Source organism: Mesobacillus sp. LC4, assembly GCF_053543455.1.
On sequence record NZ_JBGCUB010000002.1, the window covers coordinates 132,855 to 150,334 of the forward strand.

Sequence of the window (17,480 nt, forward strand, 5' to 3'; positions counted from 1 at the left end):
TTTTAGGGAAACTATTTGTATCGCTTTAATGGTGTAGGAGGGCTTTATGAAAAAAACGGAGGAAATCTCAGAAAAGAAGCTGCTTGGGATTGCAGGTCTGGGTTGGATGTTCGATGCGATGGACGTGGGGATCCTGTCCTTTATCATCGCTGCATTGCAGGTCGACTGGAATTTGACGGGCAAGGAAATGGGCTGGATTGGCAGCGTGAATTCAATTGGAATGGCTGTCGGTGCCTTTGTTTTTGGTTTGCTGGCTGACCGGATTGGCCGGAAAAACGTTTTTATTATTACATTATTGCTGTTCTCTGTCGGTAGCGGGATTTCCGCGATGGCAACGACTTTGTCCTTCTTTTTATTGCTAAGATTCTTTATAGGCATGGGGCTTGGCGGAGAGCTGCCAGTCGCATCTACACTTGTTTCGGAGAGTGTGCCTGCTGAAAAACGGGGGCGTGTCGTTGTCCTGCTCGAAAGCTTTTGGGCTGCAGGCTGGCTAGTTGCTGCATTGATCTCCTATTTCGTCATTCCGAAATTCGGCTGGCAAATGGCCCTGATCCTAAGTGCGCTGCCAGCACTGTATGCCCTGTACCTTCGTATCAATCTTCCTGACTCACCAAGGTACCTGGCAGTCGCCAAAAAGGATAGGCTGACGATGAAAGAGAGCATCGCGGAGGTCTGGTCAAGAGAACACTTCAAGAGAACGGCGATGCTATGGATCCTATGGTTCAGTGTGGTTTTCTCTTATTATGGAATGTTCCTCTGGCTGCCGAGCGTGATGGTCATGAAGGGCTTCACATTGATCAAAAGCTTCCAGTATGTATTGATCATGACCCTTGCCCAGCTACCGGGATATTTTACAGCCGCATGGTTGATAGAAAGAGCCGGCAGGAAATTCGTGCTGGTTGTCTATTTGATCGGAACAGCCTTAAGTGCCTTTTTCTTCGGCACGGCAGACACGCTTGCACTGCTGATTACGGCAGGAATCCTGCTGTCATTCTTCAACCTGGGTGCATGGGGCGCGCTGTATGCTTATACACCAGAACAATATCCCACAACGATCCGTGGCTCAGGAGCGGGGATGGCCGCATCCTTTGGCCGTATCGGCGGGATCATCGGACCGCTGATGGTTCCGTATCTAGCAGCTCAGAATCTATCCATCACGACGATATTCACGATTTTCTGCATCGCCATTTTGATTGGTGCAGCGGCTGTATTTTTCTGGGGCACGGAAACGAAGCAGAAGGAGCTTGCATAATGAAAAAAGTTCGCCTCTCAAAGGGCGAACTTTTTTTGTCTTCATTATGATGCTGTTACATTTTTGAACACATTCAAAAGAAAGAGAATGCCTCCGACAACGATGACCAGTGATCCAATGATGGCAAAGACGGTGAAAATGACACCCCCAACCAGCATGGATAAAGTGATCCCGCCCTGCATGACCGGGACCCCGATGTTATGCAGCCAGAAATGAGTGCTAGCAAGCTTGCTGTTCCCGGCTTTCGGAAAAAGATAATAAATCGTCCCGAACAAGGCCATTGATACCCAGCCAAGCAGGTTCAAGTGTGCGTGGACAGATGTCAGAGTGAAATCATGAACAATCCCCATAATAATTCCTAAAATAATGGCAATGACAAAATAAACCGCAGCGACCTTGAAAAAACGGATGCTCATATTGTTTCCTCCTCCCTTAATTAGTTCTTTTAGATTATATTAGTTATCTGAAAATTTATAACATAAGTACTAACAAAATAGGTGAAAAAAATAATGACCGAAACATAATAGTAAAATAATAATAAGTTCAGCATGACACAAAAATATCACCATTGCTTTTGTCATTTTTGCGGAAATTCATGATATAATAGTGCAAACGTTTGTACAACCTTTAAAGGAGCTAAAAGCTATGAAAAGATTATTTGGAATTGATAGCTGGAAGATCGTTGAAACGGACTTGCATAAAGAAGATTTCCGGCTTGCGGAAAGCATCATGAGCCTGGGAAATGGCCATATGGGCATGCGCGGGAACTTTGAAGAAACATATACGGGAGACTTTCATCGTGGTTCATATATTGCAGGCGTCTGGTTTCCAGACAAAACGCGTGTAGGCTGGTGGAAAAATGGCTATCCACATTATTTTGGCAAGGTCATTAACTCAACAAATTTTATCGGTATTAAGGTAATTGTTGATGGAGTGGAACTGGATCTTCACAGCGCAGAAGTAAGCGATTACTACCGTGAGCTTGATATGCAGCACGGTGTCTTGACACGCCGTTTTACAGTCGTTCAGAACGGCAAGGAAACAGAAGTGGAAGCTGTAAGATTCCTGTCTGTTGCTGACAAAGAACTGGCTGCGATCAAGTATTCAGTGACTGCCAAGAACTATAATGGAAACCTTACCTATGTTCCTTATCTTGACGGAGATGTGCGTAACGAAGACTCTAACTATGACGAGGACTTCTGGTATGAAGTGAGCAGAGATGCTTCAGAATACAATGGCAATCTTGTCATGAAGACGAAGGACAATCCATTCGGGACCCCGACTTTCCAGGTGGCGACAACTATGCAAAGTGTTGTCAAAGGCAGTGTCGCTAAAGTCGAAGTCAATGAAAAAGAAGAATATGTGGAAAATGTCATTGAAGTGAAGGCTGAGCAGGGACAAACTGTCACTCTTTACAAGTATGTTGCTGTGACAACAGACCGTGACTATGAAGCCGGCGAACTGGTTTCTAAAGGACGCGAAGTGCTGGCACGTTCCGTTGAAAAAGGCTTTGAACAATTATTGGATGAGCATAGAAATGGCTGGCTGAGCCGCTGGGAAATCGCTGATGTCGAGATTGCCGGCGATGATGAAGCACAGCAGGGCATCCGTTTCAATCTGTTCCAGCTTTTCTCGACCTATTATGGTGAAGACTCACGCTTGAACATCGGACCTAAAGGTTTTACAGGTGAAAAGTACGGCGGTGCAACATACTGGGATACAGAAGCTTATGCAATCCCGCTATATCTTTCTACTGCAGAATCCGAGGTTGCCCGCAACCTGCTGATCTATCGCCATAACCAGCTGGATGGCGCCTACCATAACGCAAAGCAGCAAGGACTAAAGGGTGCGCTTTACCCAATGGTTACTTTTACAGGCGTCGAGTGCCACAATGAATGGGAAATCACGTTTGAGGAAATCCACCGAAATGGTGCGATTGCCTACGCAATCTATAACTATGTAAATTACACTGGAGATAAAGATTACCTCCATGAATATGGAATCGATGTGCTCGCAGGCATCTCCCGTTTCTGGGCAGATCGCGTGCACTACAACAAGTCCAAGAACGTTTACATGATGCATGGGGTAACAGGACCGAATGAATACGAAAACAATGTCAACAACAACTGGTACACAAACCGTATCGCTGTCTGGACATTGCGCTACACGCTTGAAGTCATCGAGTTCCTTAAGCAGAATGGCCATGAGAACCGTCTTTCTGGACTGGAGTTCTCTGATGCCGAGCTTTCAAAATGGCAGGATGTCATCGAGAAAATGTACTTCCCGTACGATGAAGAAAAAGGTGTCTTCGTCCAGCATGATACATTCCTTGATAAAGACTTGATGACGGTGGATGAGCTTTCAGCTGAAGACCGCCCGATCAACCAGAAATGGTCATGGGATAAAATCCTGCGCAGCTGCTTCATCAAGCAGGCAGATGTTCTTCAGGGTCTATACTTCTTCAACCATGAGTTCACAGAGGAAGAGAAGCGCCGCAACTTTGAATTCTATGAGCCAATGACCGTCCATGAGTCATCATTGTCTCCAAGTATCCACGCAGTTCTTGCGGCAGAGCTTGGCATGGAAGAGAAGGCATATGAAATGTACAACCGCACGGCGCGCCTTGACCTTGATAATTACAACAACGATACAGAAGACGGCCTGCACATCACAAGCATGACAGGTGCATGGCTGGGAATCGTACAAGGCTTCGCGGGCATGCGAACAGCCGAAGGCACATTGTCATTCGCGCCATTCATACCGAAAGCATGGAACCAGTACAGCTTCAACATCATCTACCGCGACCACTATATCAAAGTAGAAGTGAACCAGGAAAACGTCGTCCTCACGCAGCAAGGACCACAACTTGCCTTGAAGCTTTATGGCGAAGACGTAACGATCCCTGCTGAAGGCGAGCTTTCTGTAAAATTGAAATAACTTATGAAGGAGACCTTTGGGGAAGCCTGAAGGTCTCTCTCTCTTATGCAAATTGATGCCACAACGCTTGGTTATTTGAAAGACTATGTGTTAATGGACATTTTGGTATTGCCCGTGACAGAAATGTCTAAGAAATAGGATTTAATAGACTTTTTGGGGAGTGCCTGTGACAGAAATGTCTAAGAAACGGTTGTTAATAGACATTTTGGGTAGTACCCGTGACAGAAATGTCTAAGAAACAGGTTTTAATGGACATTTTGAGGAGTGATTGCGACTGAAATGTCTAAGAAACAGAATATTATAGACATTTTGCAGGGTACATGGTTCTCAAATGCCTTATAAAAATTAAATAGAACTGAGAGTTGAATGACTGATTCATGAAAGGAGTTTGATCATGACTAGACCACTTAAAGCTTTTATTTTCGACCTTGATGGGGTCATTACAGATACTGCGGAATATCACTTTCTTGCATGGAAGGCGCTGGCGGAGGATTTGGGCATTACTTTTACCCGCGAAGATAACGAGGAGCTGAAGGGCGTTTCCCGGATGGATTCCCTCGAGAAAATCCTTGAGCTTGGCGGCCGTACCGGAGATTTTACAGCTGAAGAAAAAGAAGCATTGGCGGAGAAGAAAAATGAGCACTACCTGACATTGATCCAGGATATCACTCCTGCTGACTTGCTGCCGGCCATCAAGGAATTGATTGCTGATATTAAGGCGAAAGGTCTTAAACTGGGATTAGCGTCCGCGAGCAAGAATGCTTTCACGGTGATGGAGTCGCTTGGAATGAAATCCGAGTTCGATATCATCGTTGACGCAAAAACAGTCGAGAACGGTAAGCCGCATCCGGAAGTATTCCTGCGCGCCGCGGAAATGCTTGGTGTTGAGCCAGAAGCATGCATCGGTGTCGAGGATGCAGCTGCAGGCGTCCAGGCAATCAACTCAGCGGGAATGTTCGCTGTTGCGGTTGGTCCAAAGGAAAGCTTCGAGAATGCTGATCTCGTCTATGCAAGCACGGATGAGCTATCGTTTGAGAAAATTGTAGAAGTATATAAAGGTTAAGAGATAGGGAATCCCAGTCACTATTGTGGCTGGGTTTTTACTATTTTTGTTTTGGATAAATGAGAGAATATTTAAGCTTAGTGAGAGATTACGGGCTTACAGTCGGGGAATAACATGTTTCACCGAGAGAATATTGTTCCTTAGTGAGAGATTATCGCTTTCCTAAACAGATTATTAGTATTGCTTGGCAAATGGATCATAAAAAAGCGATCACTCATGGAGTGACCGCTTCAATTCATGGTAAAAAACATCGGAATCATCGACATTCAGGACAACCCGATTTACTTTTCGCTTTAAACCGTAGAGGAGATGCACATCTTGCGGCTCATGAAGTACGATTTCAAACATTGGCTTCTCCTGGATCAAATCAGGCACCCTGGCATCAAAAAGCTCAGCTTGCTCTTTGCTGCTGAATTTTTCAGGCCCATCATAATGTCTGATTTCTTTGATGTTGCTTAATGGGAGATACATTGATTTTGAAAATCCTGTCTGCAGTAACAAATGCTCTTCAGTCAGCAGGAATGGGGTGAGGCGTGTGGCCTGAAGCTCGGCCAGCATGAACAGAATGCCGTATATATTCAAAAATAGCAGGATGTAGGAAACAATCGGATTCCAGCTGTGCAGGAAGTAATGAAGCCCAACAGATTCAATTGCGATGGCATGGATGATCATGATGTAGACAGCATTCACGCTTGTTTTTTTATGATAGGTAAAAGCCATGCCGTATTCGATTTCAGGTTTCTTTTTCCATGAAAAGAGTGCATAGTGGAACAACGAGAATTCAGTAAGAAAAATTTTGATACCATTATTGTTCGGAAGGTTCGCTTCGACAGCTCTTCGAATGTTGAAAAGAAAGAATGAATTCTGCCTCGCTAGCTTTTTGTATTCCTTCAGCAGTTTTGGAAGCCGTGTGATGACGGTGTAGGCAATATAAAGTTCAAACAACAGGAATGCGCCTTCTGAAACCATTAAAAGATAAGGAAGGAAAGGGTAATCGGAAAGGTGCTGCTGCGGTACGATAAAGTAGGCGGCAGCAAAGCCAGCCAGGATGACGACGCCCATATATTTAAGTGAATACCTTTTGCGAATGATCATGAAGTAGGTCAGGAGAGGCAAAATGATCAACAGGTCAAGCAGTGAACCGACGACAGCGCCCTCTGGTACTGGGCTGAACATCGATGTACGGTAAAGAATGAAATTTGTTGCCAGAATCAAAGAGGCTAAAACTACATAAAGCAGTAATCTTGGTTTTGTTGCGACAGTATTTGTCATTATTATCCACCTCAATTTAATTATAACTGATTTAATAGTGCTTAAGTAGTAATTTAATGGTGTTCGACAAAACTAGTGTTTATAGAAATATTGAAAAAATTTATGGTAATTTCTAAGCGGTACAAACTGGATTACACCACCTTTAAAAAGGGAAACATGCTAGTATGACAATTTTAAAAAGGCGGTGGAATCGGTATGTACGATTGCCTAATAGTTGGAGGCGGAATTGCTGGGCTGCAGGCGGCAATTCAGCTTGGGCGGTATGATCATAATGTGATGGTACTTGATGCGGGTGATGGACGGTCGGCGATTTGCCAGAGCTATCATAACATCCTCGGCTATCCAGATGGGGTAAGCGGACCTTACTTAAGAGAAATCGGCCGGAAGCAGGCTGCACAATATGGTGTTGAGTTCGTGATTGGCAAGGCTGAGAGTGCCCAAAAGAATGAGGATGGCTTCGAAGTAAAGGCAGAGAGCGGTGACTCATATAAGGCGAAGACTTTGCTGCTGGCTACAGGGGTCATGGATCGGATTCCCCCATTTCCTGAACTGATGCCAACGCTTGGAATCAGTGTGTATATTTGTCCGGATTGCGATGGACATGAAGTGAAAGACAAGTCCACAATTGTGATGGGTTCGGGTAACCCTGGTGCGAACATGGCACTGACCTTGAATTATTTCACGGATAACCTCACGTATGTAAATCATGAGAACAAAGAAGTTGATAAGGAAACACGGGCTACATTGAAGGAAAAAGGCATTAAGTATGTGGAAGGGCCGATTGAAAAGGTGCTGGCTGACGGGCCTGATTTCAGGGGAGTTATGCTCGAGAACGGCGAGGAATTGACATCAGAACGGGGCTTCATGGCTTTCGGCGGAAATGAAGTGAAATCACAGCTCGCACAACAGCTTGGTGTCGACCTGCATAAAAACAAACATGTACTGGTCGATCCGCGGACAAAAATGACCAATGTCGAAAACGTCTGGGCCGCAGGAGATTTGGTCGCTCATTCAGAACAAACCACGATTGCCATGGGAGACGGCATGCAGGCCAGCATCTGGATTCATAAGACACTTTTGGCTGATAAAAGGGAGTAGCTACCTAATCAGAAGGATTTTGAATCCCGTTTGAAGCTATTCCTGATTGAGAATTGTTTAATTTTAGGCTTGGAGCAATATATCCTGAGTTAAAAGTGATTTATAGGAATGTATTTATGACCGAGAGAATACAAAATATTCCCTTAAGACATATTGAAAGCCGCCACTCAGACATGAATGGCGGCTTCGTTTTATTCCAGATCAAGTTTTTTCAACGGCAATTCAGCAGGACCTTCAATGACATCTCCTTTGTAAGAGAAGCGGGATCCGTGACATGGGCAGTCCCATGTGCGTTCGCCATTGTTCCACTCGAGCTCGCATCCCATATGGGTGCAGGTGGTATCCACAATGTGCAGCTCGCCGTTTTCATCGCGATACGCGCCAGCGCGTTTGCCATTGACAGTCACTGCTGCGCCCTCATCGGTATCAAGCGATGTCGCCTGGGTAGATGGGCGTTCCAGCTTTCCTTTAACCAGAGTTTTCGCAATGTGCGTACTCGTTGATATGATCTTACGCAGTTCAGGATCCGCTTTGAATCTCTGCGGATCAAATACTTCTTTATAAGGATTATCCTTCTTCAAGATCTGGTCGCTCAACATGATGGCGGCATTGATTCCGTTTGACATTCCCCATTTTCTATATCCAGTCGCGACATAAATATTGTCTGTAGCCGTTGAGTATTGGCCGACAAATGGAATTTTATCAAAAGGAACAGGGTCCTGGGCAGACCATCTAAACGGAATTTCCTTTACACCGAATGTCTGGTGGGCAAATGCCTCGAGAGCTTCATAGTATTGATGCGTATTCGTTTTATGACCAACTTTATGGCTGTCGCCGCCAAACAGGACGATTTTTTCACCATTCCAGTCAGCATAACGAAGCGAGCGGGTTGGCTGCTCAGCATTGATGAACATTCCGCCAGGGAATTCCTTCTCGGTTTTTACCGCAAGCACATACGATCTCTCCGGAGTCATTCTTGAAAAATAGAACCCTTTTAAATCATAAAAGGGATAATGCGTGCTGACAATCATTTGATTGCAGTGCACCTTGTGACCATCGCGGGTTGTAACGACAGGCTCGGATCCTTCCTCCATATCCACTGCAGTCGTATTTTCGAAAATTTGGCCACCCATTTCTGTAAAACGTTCAACAAGATGCGTTAAAAATTTCAGCGGGTGGAACTGTGCCTGATTTCGCATCACAATTCCTGCTTTTGCTTCCACAGGGAGAGGAACTTCAGAAACATATTCACTGCCGGCTACACCAAGTTTTTCGTATGCTTTGAATTCCTTCAGAAGCTTTTCCATCTCTTTTTCGGAATTCGTATAAATATAAGCATCCTCTTCGGATAAGTCACAGTCGATCTTCTCTTCTTTTACGAGGTTTTTGACAAATTGCATTGCGTCATAATTGGCCTGATAGTAAAGGCGTGCCTTTTCCTCACTATGATGGTTGATCAGCTCATCATATATGACGCCATGTTGGGCGGTCACTTTTGCGGTTGTATGCCCGGTTGTACCATTCAAAATGCTGCCGGCTTCGATTACCGCTACTTTCGCACCAGCCTTGGCCAGCAAATAGGCAGAGGTCAATCCAGTAATCCCGCCGCCAATCACAACGACATCGACCTTCAAATCCTCCTGCAGCTTATTGAATGTCGGCAGTTCCGCGGTTTTTCGCCAGTATGGCTCTGGAAAGCGTGGGAGTTTTGAAGTATAATCATTCATCAACATTCCTCCTTAAAAATCTTCATAATAACTAATTTTTCCTAGTTGAGTGGAAATCATGCTATTTTTCCTTTTACCCACTACTAATCCGGATAGACAAGTTTTTGCCAAATAGAGCGAATTGAAGAAGGAAGCAGTCACAACATGATAAAATAAGAGCATCAGAAATGGAGGGCCAATATGGAAATCACAGTTGTCGGAACAGGCTATGTTGGCCTCGTCACCGGTGTTTGTTTTGCTGAAGTAGGCTATAATGTCACGTGTTTTGATATAGATGAACGTAAGATCATGGCCCTTTCGCAGGGGAGGTCCCCAATTTATGAACCTGGTCTTGAGGATATGCTCCAAAGGAATCTAGAGGAGGGTCGGCTTCATTTTACATACGATTCAAAATCGGCCTGTAAGAATGCGGATTTCATCTTTATCGCAGTCGGCACGCCTGAAAATGAGGATGGGTCGGCGAACCTGGAATATCTAGAGGGTGCTGTTGAGCAGATTGGCATGAACCTGGTTAGAGATGCAGTCATTATCATTAAAAGCACCGTGCCAGTAGGGACTAATCAAAGGATGGGTCAGAAGGTTCAGGGAATCATACCTGACAACATTCAGGTGAATGTCGTTTCAAATCCCGAATTCCTGCGCGAGGGTTCGGGAATTCTTGATACCTTCCATGCGGACCGGATCATTGTCGGATCAGATGATCATAGGGTGGGCCGTGCGGTGGCTGATTTATATAAACCATTTGGACGGCCGATCCTTCAGACGGATATCCGCAGCGCGGAGCTCATCAAGTATGCGTCAAATGCCTTCCTGGCGACGAAAATCAGCTTCATCAATGAGGTGGCCAATTTGTGTGAGCACACAGGTGCCAACATTGAAGATGTCGCAAAGGGAATGGGCATGGACGCCCGAATCGGAGGCCAGTTTTTAAAAGCGGGAATTGGCTATGGCGGCTCCTGCTTTCCAAAGGATACGAAGGCACTGGAAAAACTGACGGAAGAATATGATTATGACTTTAAGATCCTGCGCTCCGTCATCGAGGTGAACAGCAGACAGAAGCATCAGTTGTTTGAGAAAGCCTGCGAGATGTTCGGGAATCTTCAGGGAAAAAGGGTGGCTGTGCTGGGGCTGGCGTTCAAGCCGCATACGGATGACATCCGCGAGGCGCCGGCCATTGAGTTGATTTCCAGGCTGCTTAAAGAACGGGCAGACATTTCCGTCTATGATCCGGCTGCTACCCGCAATACCGGTAATCTTTTTGGAAGCCGGCTCTACTACGCTGAAAACATCGATACTGCCATCAAAGGAGCAGACATCGTCTTCATCATGACTGAGTGGCCGCAAATTACCCAATATGATTTAGAGCGTTTTCCGCTGCTCATGCGTGTTCCGGTTATTTTTGACGGAAGGAATTGCTATGACTTGGCCGAGGCAGAGTTAGCTGGCTTAACATATGTATCTGTTGGCAGGAAAGCCGTTAATGTGAATAGGAATCTGGAGAACTCGAGATTTCAGGGCTGAGCCTGCAGAGAACGTAATTGAATCACCCACCTTCCCTAAGGTAAAATTATCCTAAATACCTTCAACTAAGGAGGAACCAGGATGGCTAAGGTTAAAACAAATGCAATGCGGATTCTCGATACGCAGAAGGTGCCGTATGAGATCCTTACTTATGACTCAAAGGATGGTAAAATTGATGGCGTTGCCGTTGCAGGGAAAATTGGCCGCGATGCTTCACAGGTCTACAAGACGCTTGTGGCAGTAGGGGCAAGCAAGAATTTATACGTCTTTGTCATTCCGGTCGAAGCCGAGCTCGATCTGAAAAAGGCAGCGAAGGAAGCAGGCGAAAAGAAAGTGGAAATGCTTCCGGTCAAGGATATCCAGAAATTCACCGGGTATATCCGCGGCGGCTGTTCACCTATCGGCATGAAAAAGAACTATCCGACTTTTTTGGATGAGAGCGCCCAGGTGCTCGATACCATCATCGTCAGTGCAGGGAAGATCGGCTTCCAAGTAGAATTGACACCGGACCAGCTTCTAAATACTTCAACAGGAAAATATGGTCAGTTGACGAAATAGCCAAACCACAGATTTTAGTACTGTGGTTTTTTCTATTTAAAAAATCCCGTAATGAAAGATTCTTAGTTCAAAATATTACTTGCCCGGAAAATAGACCCCAAAAAAGACGATTTGAAACCTCTTATAGGCAATCACCCAGAACAAATTGCCTGCATATAGTAAGGAGGAAGCGAAAACTTTCCGTTTATACGAACGGATGGAGGGAGTGCGAATCTATGTCAGGAAAAATCCTGAACTTCTTTGCCGGCGGCAACACAGCCCGCGGCTTTTACAGTTTATATGAGTCCAGTCTGCAGGGCTTATCCCGGCTATTCATATTGAAGGGCGGACCAGGAACAGGGAAATCATCGCTCATGAAAAAAATCGGCAATGAATGGCGTGAAAAAGGCTATGATGTACAATTCCTGCATTGTTCATCAGATAATAAATCAATTGATGGTGTACTGATTCCTGCATTGAATGCCGGGATCGTTGACGGAACGGCACCTCATGTCATCGAACCGAAAGCACCTGGAGCGGTTGAAGAGTACGTCAATCTGGGCGAAGCCTGGAATTCAGGCAAGCTTCAGGAGCATAAGGAAACCATCCTGCAGCTTAGTGAAAAAATCAGTGAGGCATTTAATTCTGCTTACAGTCTTTTTGCAGAAGCGCTGAGAATTCATGATGAATGGGAAAAAATCTACATTGAGAATATGGACTTCAATAAGGCGAATGTGCTGACAAACAGATTAATACAGCAGTTCTTTGGAGAAACATCTTCTTCAAAAGGAAGCGGACGGGTGTATGACCGATTCCTTGGTGCCGCCACGCCGGTTGGCGCAGTCGATTTCGTTCCCAATCTGACTGAAACAGTCGGCAAGAGGTACTTCATCAAAGGCCGGCCAGGTTCTGGAAAGTCGACCATGCTGAAAAAATTGGCAGCTGAAGCACAGTCGCGCGGCTATGACGTTGAAGTCTATCATTGCGGTTTTGACCCGCATAGCCTGGACATGGTTATCGTTCGCGAGCTCGACTTCGCGATTTTTGACAGCACCGCGCCACATGAATATTTTCCGGAGAGAGAGACGGATGAAATCATTGATATGTATACAGAGTTGATCACTCCTGGTACGGATGAAAAATACGAAGCAGAGATCAAGGATGTTGGCGGAAGGTATAAGGCGAAGATGAATGAAGCCATCGCATCATTGGCCAACGCAAAAGAGCTGCGAGACCAGTTGGAGTCCATCTACATCGAAGCTATGGATTTTGCGAAGGTAGACGAAATAACGAGCCAGCTTCAAAAAGAAATCGGAAGCCTAAGTGCCAACTAGCACCGAATTGGGCGTTTTGCATACATTACAGGGAAAACATCTAGAGAGGGGATATGAGTTTGTACTTTAATAACTTCAACCCATATGCACAAAATCAGCAATTTGATAATGATCATGGCTTTTATGAAAATGACTTTTACCAGCAGGAAGAATTGAGGTTTGGAGGCTTCCCTGGGGGACCAGGCGGATTTCCTGGCCAGGGTGGTGGCATTCCAGGCGGTGGATTCCCAGGAGGACCGGGCGGATTCCCAGGAAGTCCCGGAGGCGCACCAGGAGGAGGCCAGGCTGGAGGACCGCCAACATCACCGCCTCCTGCCTTTGTCCCACAAGAACAAGCAACAGCCTTTGCAGTCGACCCAGGCGGAATCAGGAGATGTATGTTCCGATTTACGTATATCTGGCTGATCGATGGCAGAAGCTTCTGGTTCTATCCAATCTTCCTTGGCAGAAACTCCGTTGCCGGCTGGAGATGGAGCCGCCGCCGCGGATGGGTGTACTACGGCATGGACCTGAGACAAATCCGTTCATTCCAGTGTTAGACAAAATAAATGGAGCCCCTTACGACAGGGGCTCCATTTTACGATTATCTTAAAAAAGAATATGTGCAACCAATACGATGATTGGCAATGTAACAAGCGTACGCTGAAGGAAAATGATGAACAATTCCCCGAAGCTGACAGGGATTTTTGAACCTAGCAGCAAGCCGCCAACCTCAGACATATAAATGAGCTGAGTGACGGATACAGACGCAACAATGAACCTTGTCATCGGACTAGCAATATCAGCACCAATAACCGAAGGAAGGAACATGTCCGCAAAGCCGACAATCAGTGTTTCAGATGCCGCCTTCGCCTCAGGTACCTGCATTAGCTCGAGCAGCGGAATGAACGGCATACCAAGCCATTGGAATACGGGTGTGTATTCTGCGATAATCAGCGCCAGTGTACCAAGCGCCATGACGATTGGTGCAACACCCATCCACATATCAAGGATATTGCGGATTCCGGCAAGGAAGAAATCTTTGAAGCTTTTATTGCTGCTTGCTTTTTCGACAGCCTGTGTCATGCCCCAGGAGAAAGGAGTATAGCCATCTGGGATATTTTCCTCATCATAGTCGTTGTTCTGCTCCACATAGTACGTATCCTGTTTCCTGGAAAGAGGCGGGATTCGCGGAAGGATGACAGCTGCAACCACACCAGCCAGTGTCACAGTCAGATAGTAAGGAACGAACATGTGAGCCAGGTCAACCTGGGAAATGACGACAAGGCTGAAAGTGATGGAGACAACAGAGAATGTCGTCCCGATGACAGCCGCTTCTCTTTTCGTGTAATATCCTTCTTCATATTGCTTGCTTGTCAGTAGAACTCCAATTGTGCCATCGCCAAGCCATGATGTGAGAGTATCGATGGAAGAACGGCCAGGCAATGTGAAAATAGGGCGCATGATCTTGGCCATCAAGGTTCCGAATAATTCAAGCAGGCCGAAGTTCAGCAATAATGGCAGGAATAATCCCGCGAACAGAAAAACAGAGAAAAGGATTGGCAAAAGGTCATTGAGCAGCAGGCCACCTGTGTTAGCTGACCAGACTGCTTCCGGTCCTAATTGAAATAAGGTCATAACTGCAAAAATAGCTCCTAAAATCCTGGCAATAAGCCAGATTGTCGGTACATCAAACAATGATTTCAAGAAATGATTGCGATTCAAGATTTCAGGTCTGACCGTTTTTATCAATAAGGTTCCGATTAAAGTCAGAACGATGATGACAGTCATGATTGCAGGAAGCGTGCCGCCAAGCAAGTCCTGCAGCCATCCGGAAAGGACAGCGATTGGTATCGTGATTTCTCCATTGTAGGAGATTGGTAACATAAAGAAAAATATTCCTATTAACGAGGGAATGATGAATGCTAAAAAGTCCCCGGTAGATCGTGTTTTACGCAATGGTTTTTCCAAAATGATTTCACCCTTAGAATACATATTTATAAGCCAAAAATTATTTTAATGCATAACCCCTGTTTTGCCAACCCTTTTCTCGGTCCAATTCCTTCCTGAATTATATTATCCTAAAGCAAGCAAGCTAAACTCCCATCCGCCACCTTCATGTAAAATTCAATTTTTTCTGGCAGGATTCCTCCTATTTTGCTTGAATTTATAATAGGACTATTACCTCATTTAATCAGGGAGAATCAGTATGAAAGTAACTTTGGAAAAAATCAATCTAGATAAAAAGGAAATACTGCGTAACTTATATTCACTTTACCTGCATGATTTATCCACTTATACAGATGGATTGCAGATTAGTGAGTCTGGCAGCTTCGAATTTGATTCTTTTTCGCTAATAGGGGAAAAGAAGGGAGTCACTCCTTACTTTATCATTGCAGATGAAAAGCTTGCAGGCTTCGTCCTCATTCTCGAAGCACCTTTTACGACAAAAGTAGATGTAGTCATCAATGATTTCTTCATCCTCAATCCATATCGCGGAAAAGGAGTCGGCAAAGCTGCTGTATCCGAAATTTTCACTCATAATAAGGGAAGCTATTACGTATCCCAGTTAGTAAAAAACCAGAAAGCCGTACATTTTTGGAAAAAAGTCTACCAACAAGAGAGAACTGACTTTGTAGAACAGACGGAAATCCAGGATGGGGAAGAGGTTGTTTACCAAACCTTTGTTATAAACTAGGCTTCCATTATGCTGATCTTGTTGATGGCTGACAAAGGAAGTTGTTTTTTTCCATAATTAGGGTGAAAGTGCAATTATGATAGGTCACCGTGCAATTAAGGGAGAGGACCGTGCAATTATACGAAGTAAGCGTGCAAATAAGGGAGAGGACCGTGCAATTATGCGAAGTAAGCGTGCAATTAAGGGAGAGGACCGTGCAATTAAGTGGTGTAAGCGTGCAATAAGGGCGAGGACCGTGAAATTAAGCGGAGTAAGCGTGCAATTAAGGAGAAAGACCGTGCAATTAATCAGAAAGACCGTGCAATTAGTCTGAAGGCACGTGAAAAGTATCACGGGCTTTTTAATATTGCATATGTGAAAGAAAGAGGGAGTGCCATCACCAGGCACTCCCTTAACATTTACTTCAAATATACTCTTGTTTCATATGGTTTTAGGGTGAACAGTGATTTTTGGTCTTCAACCTTATAGTTGTTCAGCAACAATTGGCTTGATTCCAGAGGGAATCCGTGGAATTCAAAATCTGCCGGCTCGCTCGTAAGGTTAGAGATGACCAGTGCTTGCTTATCGTCCATTGTTCTTGTGTAAGCATAAATTTGTGAATGTTCTTCAAGAACCAGATCATATGTGCCATATGTGAAGATTTCGTTGGCCTTTTTCATCTCGATCATTTTTTTGTAAAAATGAAGGATGGAATCAGGGTCTTGAAGCTGATTTTCAACATTGACCTCTTTGTAGTTCGGATTTGTCCCAATCCAAGGCTTGCCTGTTGAGAAACCGGCGTTGTCAGCAACTGACCATTGCATAGGCGTACGGGAATTGTCTCGGCTTGTGGCCCAAATGAAATCCATAATCTCTTCATGAGATACACCATTTTCACGGCGGATTTTATACAGGTTCTTAATTGCGACATCATCGTAATCCTCAATCGAAGGGAACTGGACATTGGTCATCCCGATTTCCTGCCCTTGATAGATGAAAGGAGTACCCTGCATCAGGAAGTACATGGATGCGAGTGCAGTTGCACTTTCACGCCAGTATTGCTTGTCATCGCCCCATGTCGAAACGATACGGGCTTTATCATGGTTTTCAATGAATAAAGCATTCCATCCGTGTCCTTCAAGCCCTTTTTGCCAGCGGGTAAAAGTGTTTTTCAGTTTTGCCAGGTCGAGTGCTTTCTTTTCAGAGTCCCAAAGGTCAAGGTGCTCAAATTGGAAAACCATGTTGAACTTGCCCTGTTCCTCGCCAACCCAAAGGTCAGCTTCCTCGATGCTGACGCCATTGGCCTCACCGACAGTCATGATGTCATATTTGGAAAATGTCTCGTTCTTTAATTCCTCGAGGAATGTCTGGATCCCATCGACATTCATATGCTTATCAAAAGAAGAAACATACTGCACACCTTCAGGGTTAGGCATATCTTTCAAGCCTTCTTCTTTTTTAATGTGGCTGATCGCGTCGACGCGGAAACCGTCAATTCCCTTATCAAGCCACCAGTTGATCATATCGTATAAAGCAGTACGGACGTCTTTGTTTTCCCAGTTCAAGTCCGGCTGTTTACGGGAGAAAATATGCAGGAAGTACTGATCCGTCTTCTCATCATACTCCCAGGCAGAACCTCCGAAAATGCTCTCCCAGTTGTTCGGCTCAGCGCCATCCTTGCCGTCGCGCCAGATATACCAGTCGCGTTTCAGGCTATCCTTGGATTCACGGGATTCGAGGAACCATTGATGCTCATCGCTCGTGTGATTGATGACAAGATCAATGATCAGCTTCATGCCCCGCTTGTGCGTTTCAGCAAGCAACTGGTCAAAATCCTCCATCGTCCCAAATTCATCCATGATATCCTGGTAATCACTGATATCATAGCCATTATCGTCATTAGGGGATTTGTACATCGGGCAAATCCAGATTACATCGATCCCTAAATCCTTTAAGTAATCTAGTTTTGAAATCATTCCTTGTAAATCGCCGATGCCATCGCCATTGGAATCCATGAAGCTTCTTGGATATACCTGATAAGCAACAGCCTCTTTCCACCATTTGTGTTTCATATGAACCCTCA

General features: G+C 45.1%; 14 protein-coding genes. 9 read left to right on the forward strand and 5 right to left on the reverse strand.

The window, feature by feature from the left end:
• Positions 1–46 precede the first annotated feature (46 nt).
• Positions 47–1,252, forward strand: coding sequence for an MFS transporter (locus AB5I83_RS07335; RefSeq protein ID WP_448974139.1), 1,206 nt, complete (start codon positions 47–49; stop codon positions 1,250–1,252).
• A gap of 44 nt (positions 1,253–1,296) precedes the next feature.
• On the opposite strand, the gene AB5I83_RS07340 is transcribed toward AB5I83_RS07335, so the two are convergent.
• Entirely contained in the window at positions 1,297–1,668 is a 372-nt protein-coding gene (locus tag AB5I83_RS07340; RefSeq protein WP_167831018.1) for a cbb3-type cytochrome c oxidase subunit I, read from the reverse strand.
• Positions 1,669–1,897: 229 nt separating this feature from the next.
• Here AB5I83_RS07340 and AB5I83_RS07345 point away from each other — a divergent pair, with 229 nt between their 5' ends.
• Positions 1,898–4,189 carry a glycoside hydrolase family 65 protein gene (locus AB5I83_RS07345; RefSeq protein ID WP_448974141.1) on the forward strand — a complete coding sequence of 764 codons (2,292 nt, stop codon included), beginning with the start codon at positions 1,898–1,900 and terminating at the stop codon, positions 4,187–4,189.
• Between the two features lie 394 nt (positions 4,190–4,583).
• Positions 4,584–5,252, forward strand: coding sequence for a beta-phosphoglucomutase (gene pgmB / locus AB5I83_RS07350; RefSeq protein WP_448974143.1), 669 nt, complete (start codon positions 4,584–4,586; stop codon positions 5,250–5,252).
• Between the two features lie 210 nt (positions 5,253–5,462).
• Here the strand turns inward: pgmB and AB5I83_RS07355 are convergent, their stop codons facing one another.
• The gene (locus AB5I83_RS07355; protein ID WP_448974145.1) at positions 5,463–6,524 is read right to left on the reverse strand and encodes a hypothetical protein; all 1,062 of its coding nucleotides are present in this window, start codon (positions 6,522–6,524) and stop codon (positions 5,463–5,465) included.
• Between the two features lie 195 nt (positions 6,525–6,719).
• Here AB5I83_RS07355 and AB5I83_RS07360 point away from each other — a divergent pair, with 195 nt between their 5' ends.
• Positions 6,720–7,622, forward strand: coding sequence for an NAD(P)/FAD-dependent oxidoreductase (locus AB5I83_RS07360; RefSeq protein ID WP_448974147.1), 903 nt, complete (start codon positions 6,720–6,722; stop codon positions 7,620–7,622).
• Between the two features lie 191 nt (positions 7,623–7,813).
• Here AB5I83_RS07360 and AB5I83_RS07365 read toward each other — a convergent pair whose 3' ends face one another.
• Positions 7,814–9,355: an FAD-dependent oxidoreductase gene (locus tag AB5I83_RS07365; RefSeq protein WP_448974149.1), complete on the reverse strand. Its 1,542-nt coding sequence runs from the start codon at positions 9,353–9,355 to the stop codon at positions 7,814–7,816.
• Between the two features lie 174 nt (positions 9,356–9,529).
• Here AB5I83_RS07365 and AB5I83_RS07370 point away from each other — a divergent pair, with 174 nt between their 5' ends.
• The 4 genes from AB5I83_RS07370 to AB5I83_RS07385 all read left to right on the forward strand — a co-directional run bounded on the left by AB5I83_RS07370 (position 9,530) and on the right by AB5I83_RS07385 (position 13,280).
• Positions 9,530–10,870: a UDP-glucose dehydrogenase family protein gene (locus tag AB5I83_RS07370; RefSeq protein WP_448974151.1), complete on the forward strand. Its 1,341-nt coding sequence runs from the start codon at positions 9,530–9,532 to the stop codon at positions 10,868–10,870.
• Between the two features lie 81 nt (positions 10,871–10,951).
• The gene (ybaK, locus tag AB5I83_RS07375) at positions 10,952–11,428 is read left to right on the forward strand and encodes a Cys-tRNA(Pro) deacylase (protein ID WP_226642721.1); all 477 of its coding nucleotides are present in this window, start codon (positions 10,952–10,954) and stop codon (positions 11,426–11,428) included.
• A 215-nt stretch (positions 11,429–11,643) separates the two neighbouring features.
• Positions 11,644–12,741, forward strand: a complete 1,098-nt coding sequence (locus tag AB5I83_RS07380; RefSeq protein WP_448974154.1) for a PRK06851 family protein — start codon at positions 11,644–11,646, stop codon at positions 12,739–12,741.
• Positions 12,742–12,794: 53 nt separating this feature from the next.
• Positions 12,795–13,280, forward strand: a complete 486-nt coding sequence (locus AB5I83_RS07385) for a hypothetical protein (RefSeq protein ID WP_448974156.1) — start codon at positions 12,795–12,797, stop codon at positions 13,278–13,280.
• Between the two features lie 49 nt (positions 13,281–13,329).
• Here AB5I83_RS07385 and AB5I83_RS07390 read toward each other — a convergent pair whose 3' ends face one another.
• The gene (locus AB5I83_RS07390; RefSeq protein ID WP_448974158.1) at positions 13,330–14,691 is read right to left on the reverse strand and encodes a YjiH family protein; all 1,362 of its coding nucleotides are present in this window, start codon (positions 14,689–14,691) and stop codon (positions 13,330–13,332) included.
• A gap of 238 nt (positions 14,692–14,929) precedes the next feature.
• Between AB5I83_RS07390 and AB5I83_RS07395 the strand changes: the two genes are divergently transcribed.
• Complete coding sequence (locus tag AB5I83_RS07395; protein ID WP_448974159.1) at positions 14,930–15,418, forward strand: GNAT family N-acetyltransferase; 489 nt, start codon at positions 14,930–14,932, stop codon at positions 15,416–15,418.
• A gap of 398 nt (positions 15,419–15,816) precedes the next feature.
• On the opposite strand, the gene AB5I83_RS07400 is transcribed toward AB5I83_RS07395, so the two are convergent.
• Complete coding sequence (locus AB5I83_RS07400) at positions 15,817–17,469, reverse strand: glycoside hydrolase family 13 protein (RefSeq protein WP_448974161.1); 1,653 nt, start codon at positions 17,467–17,469, stop codon at positions 15,817–15,819.
• Positions 17,470–17,480: the final 11 nt, after the last annotated feature.

Bases quoted from the DNA above. Each gene is read 5' to 3' on its own strand.
- AB5I83_RS07355 (WP_448974145.1), bottom strand. From the start codon at position 6,524: ATGACAAATACTGTCGCAACAAAACCAAGATTACTGCTTTATGTAGTT.
- AB5I83_RS07385 (WP_448974156.1), top strand. From the start codon at position 12,795: ATGAGTTTGTACTTTAATAACTTCAACCCATATGCACAAAATCAGCAA.
- AB5I83_RS07395 (WP_448974159.1), top strand. From the start codon at position 14,930: ATGAAAGTAACTTTGGAAAAAATCAATCTAGATAAAAAGGAAATACTG.
- AB5I83_RS07345 (WP_448974141.1), top strand. From the start codon at position 1,898: ATGAAAAGATTATTTGGAATTGATAGCTGGAAGATCGTTGAAACGGAC.
- AB5I83_RS07365 (WP_448974149.1), bottom strand. From the start codon at position 9,355: ATGTTGATGAATGATTATACTTCAAAACTCCCACGCTTTCCAGAGCCA.
- pgmB (WP_448974143.1), top strand. From the start codon at position 4,584: ATGACTAGACCACTTAAAGCTTTTATTTTCGACCTTGATGGGGTCATT.
- AB5I83_RS07340 (WP_167831018.1), bottom strand. From the start codon at position 1,668: ATGAGCATCCGTTTTTTCAAGGTCGCTGCGGTTTATTTTGTCATTGCC.
- ybaK (WP_226642721.1), top strand. From the start codon at position 10,952: ATGGCTAAGGTTAAAACAAATGCAATGCGGATTCTCGATACGCAGAAG.
- AB5I83_RS07380 (WP_448974154.1), top strand. From the start codon at position 11,644: ATGTCAGGAAAAATCCTGAACTTCTTTGCCGGCGGCAACACAGCCCGC.
- AB5I83_RS07400 (WP_448974161.1), bottom strand. From the start codon at position 17,469: ATGAAACACAAATGGTGGAAAGAGGCTGTTGCTTATCAGGTATATCCA.
- AB5I83_RS07370 (WP_448974151.1), top strand. From the start codon at position 9,530: ATGGAAATCACAGTTGTCGGAACAGGCTATGTTGGCCTCGTCACCGGT.
- AB5I83_RS07335 (WP_448974139.1), top strand. From the start codon at position 47: ATGAAAAAAACGGAGGAAATCTCAGAAAAGAAGCTGCTTGGGATTGCA.
- AB5I83_RS07360 (WP_448974147.1), top strand. From the start codon at position 6,720: ATGTACGATTGCCTAATAGTTGGAGGCGGAATTGCTGGGCTGCAGGCG.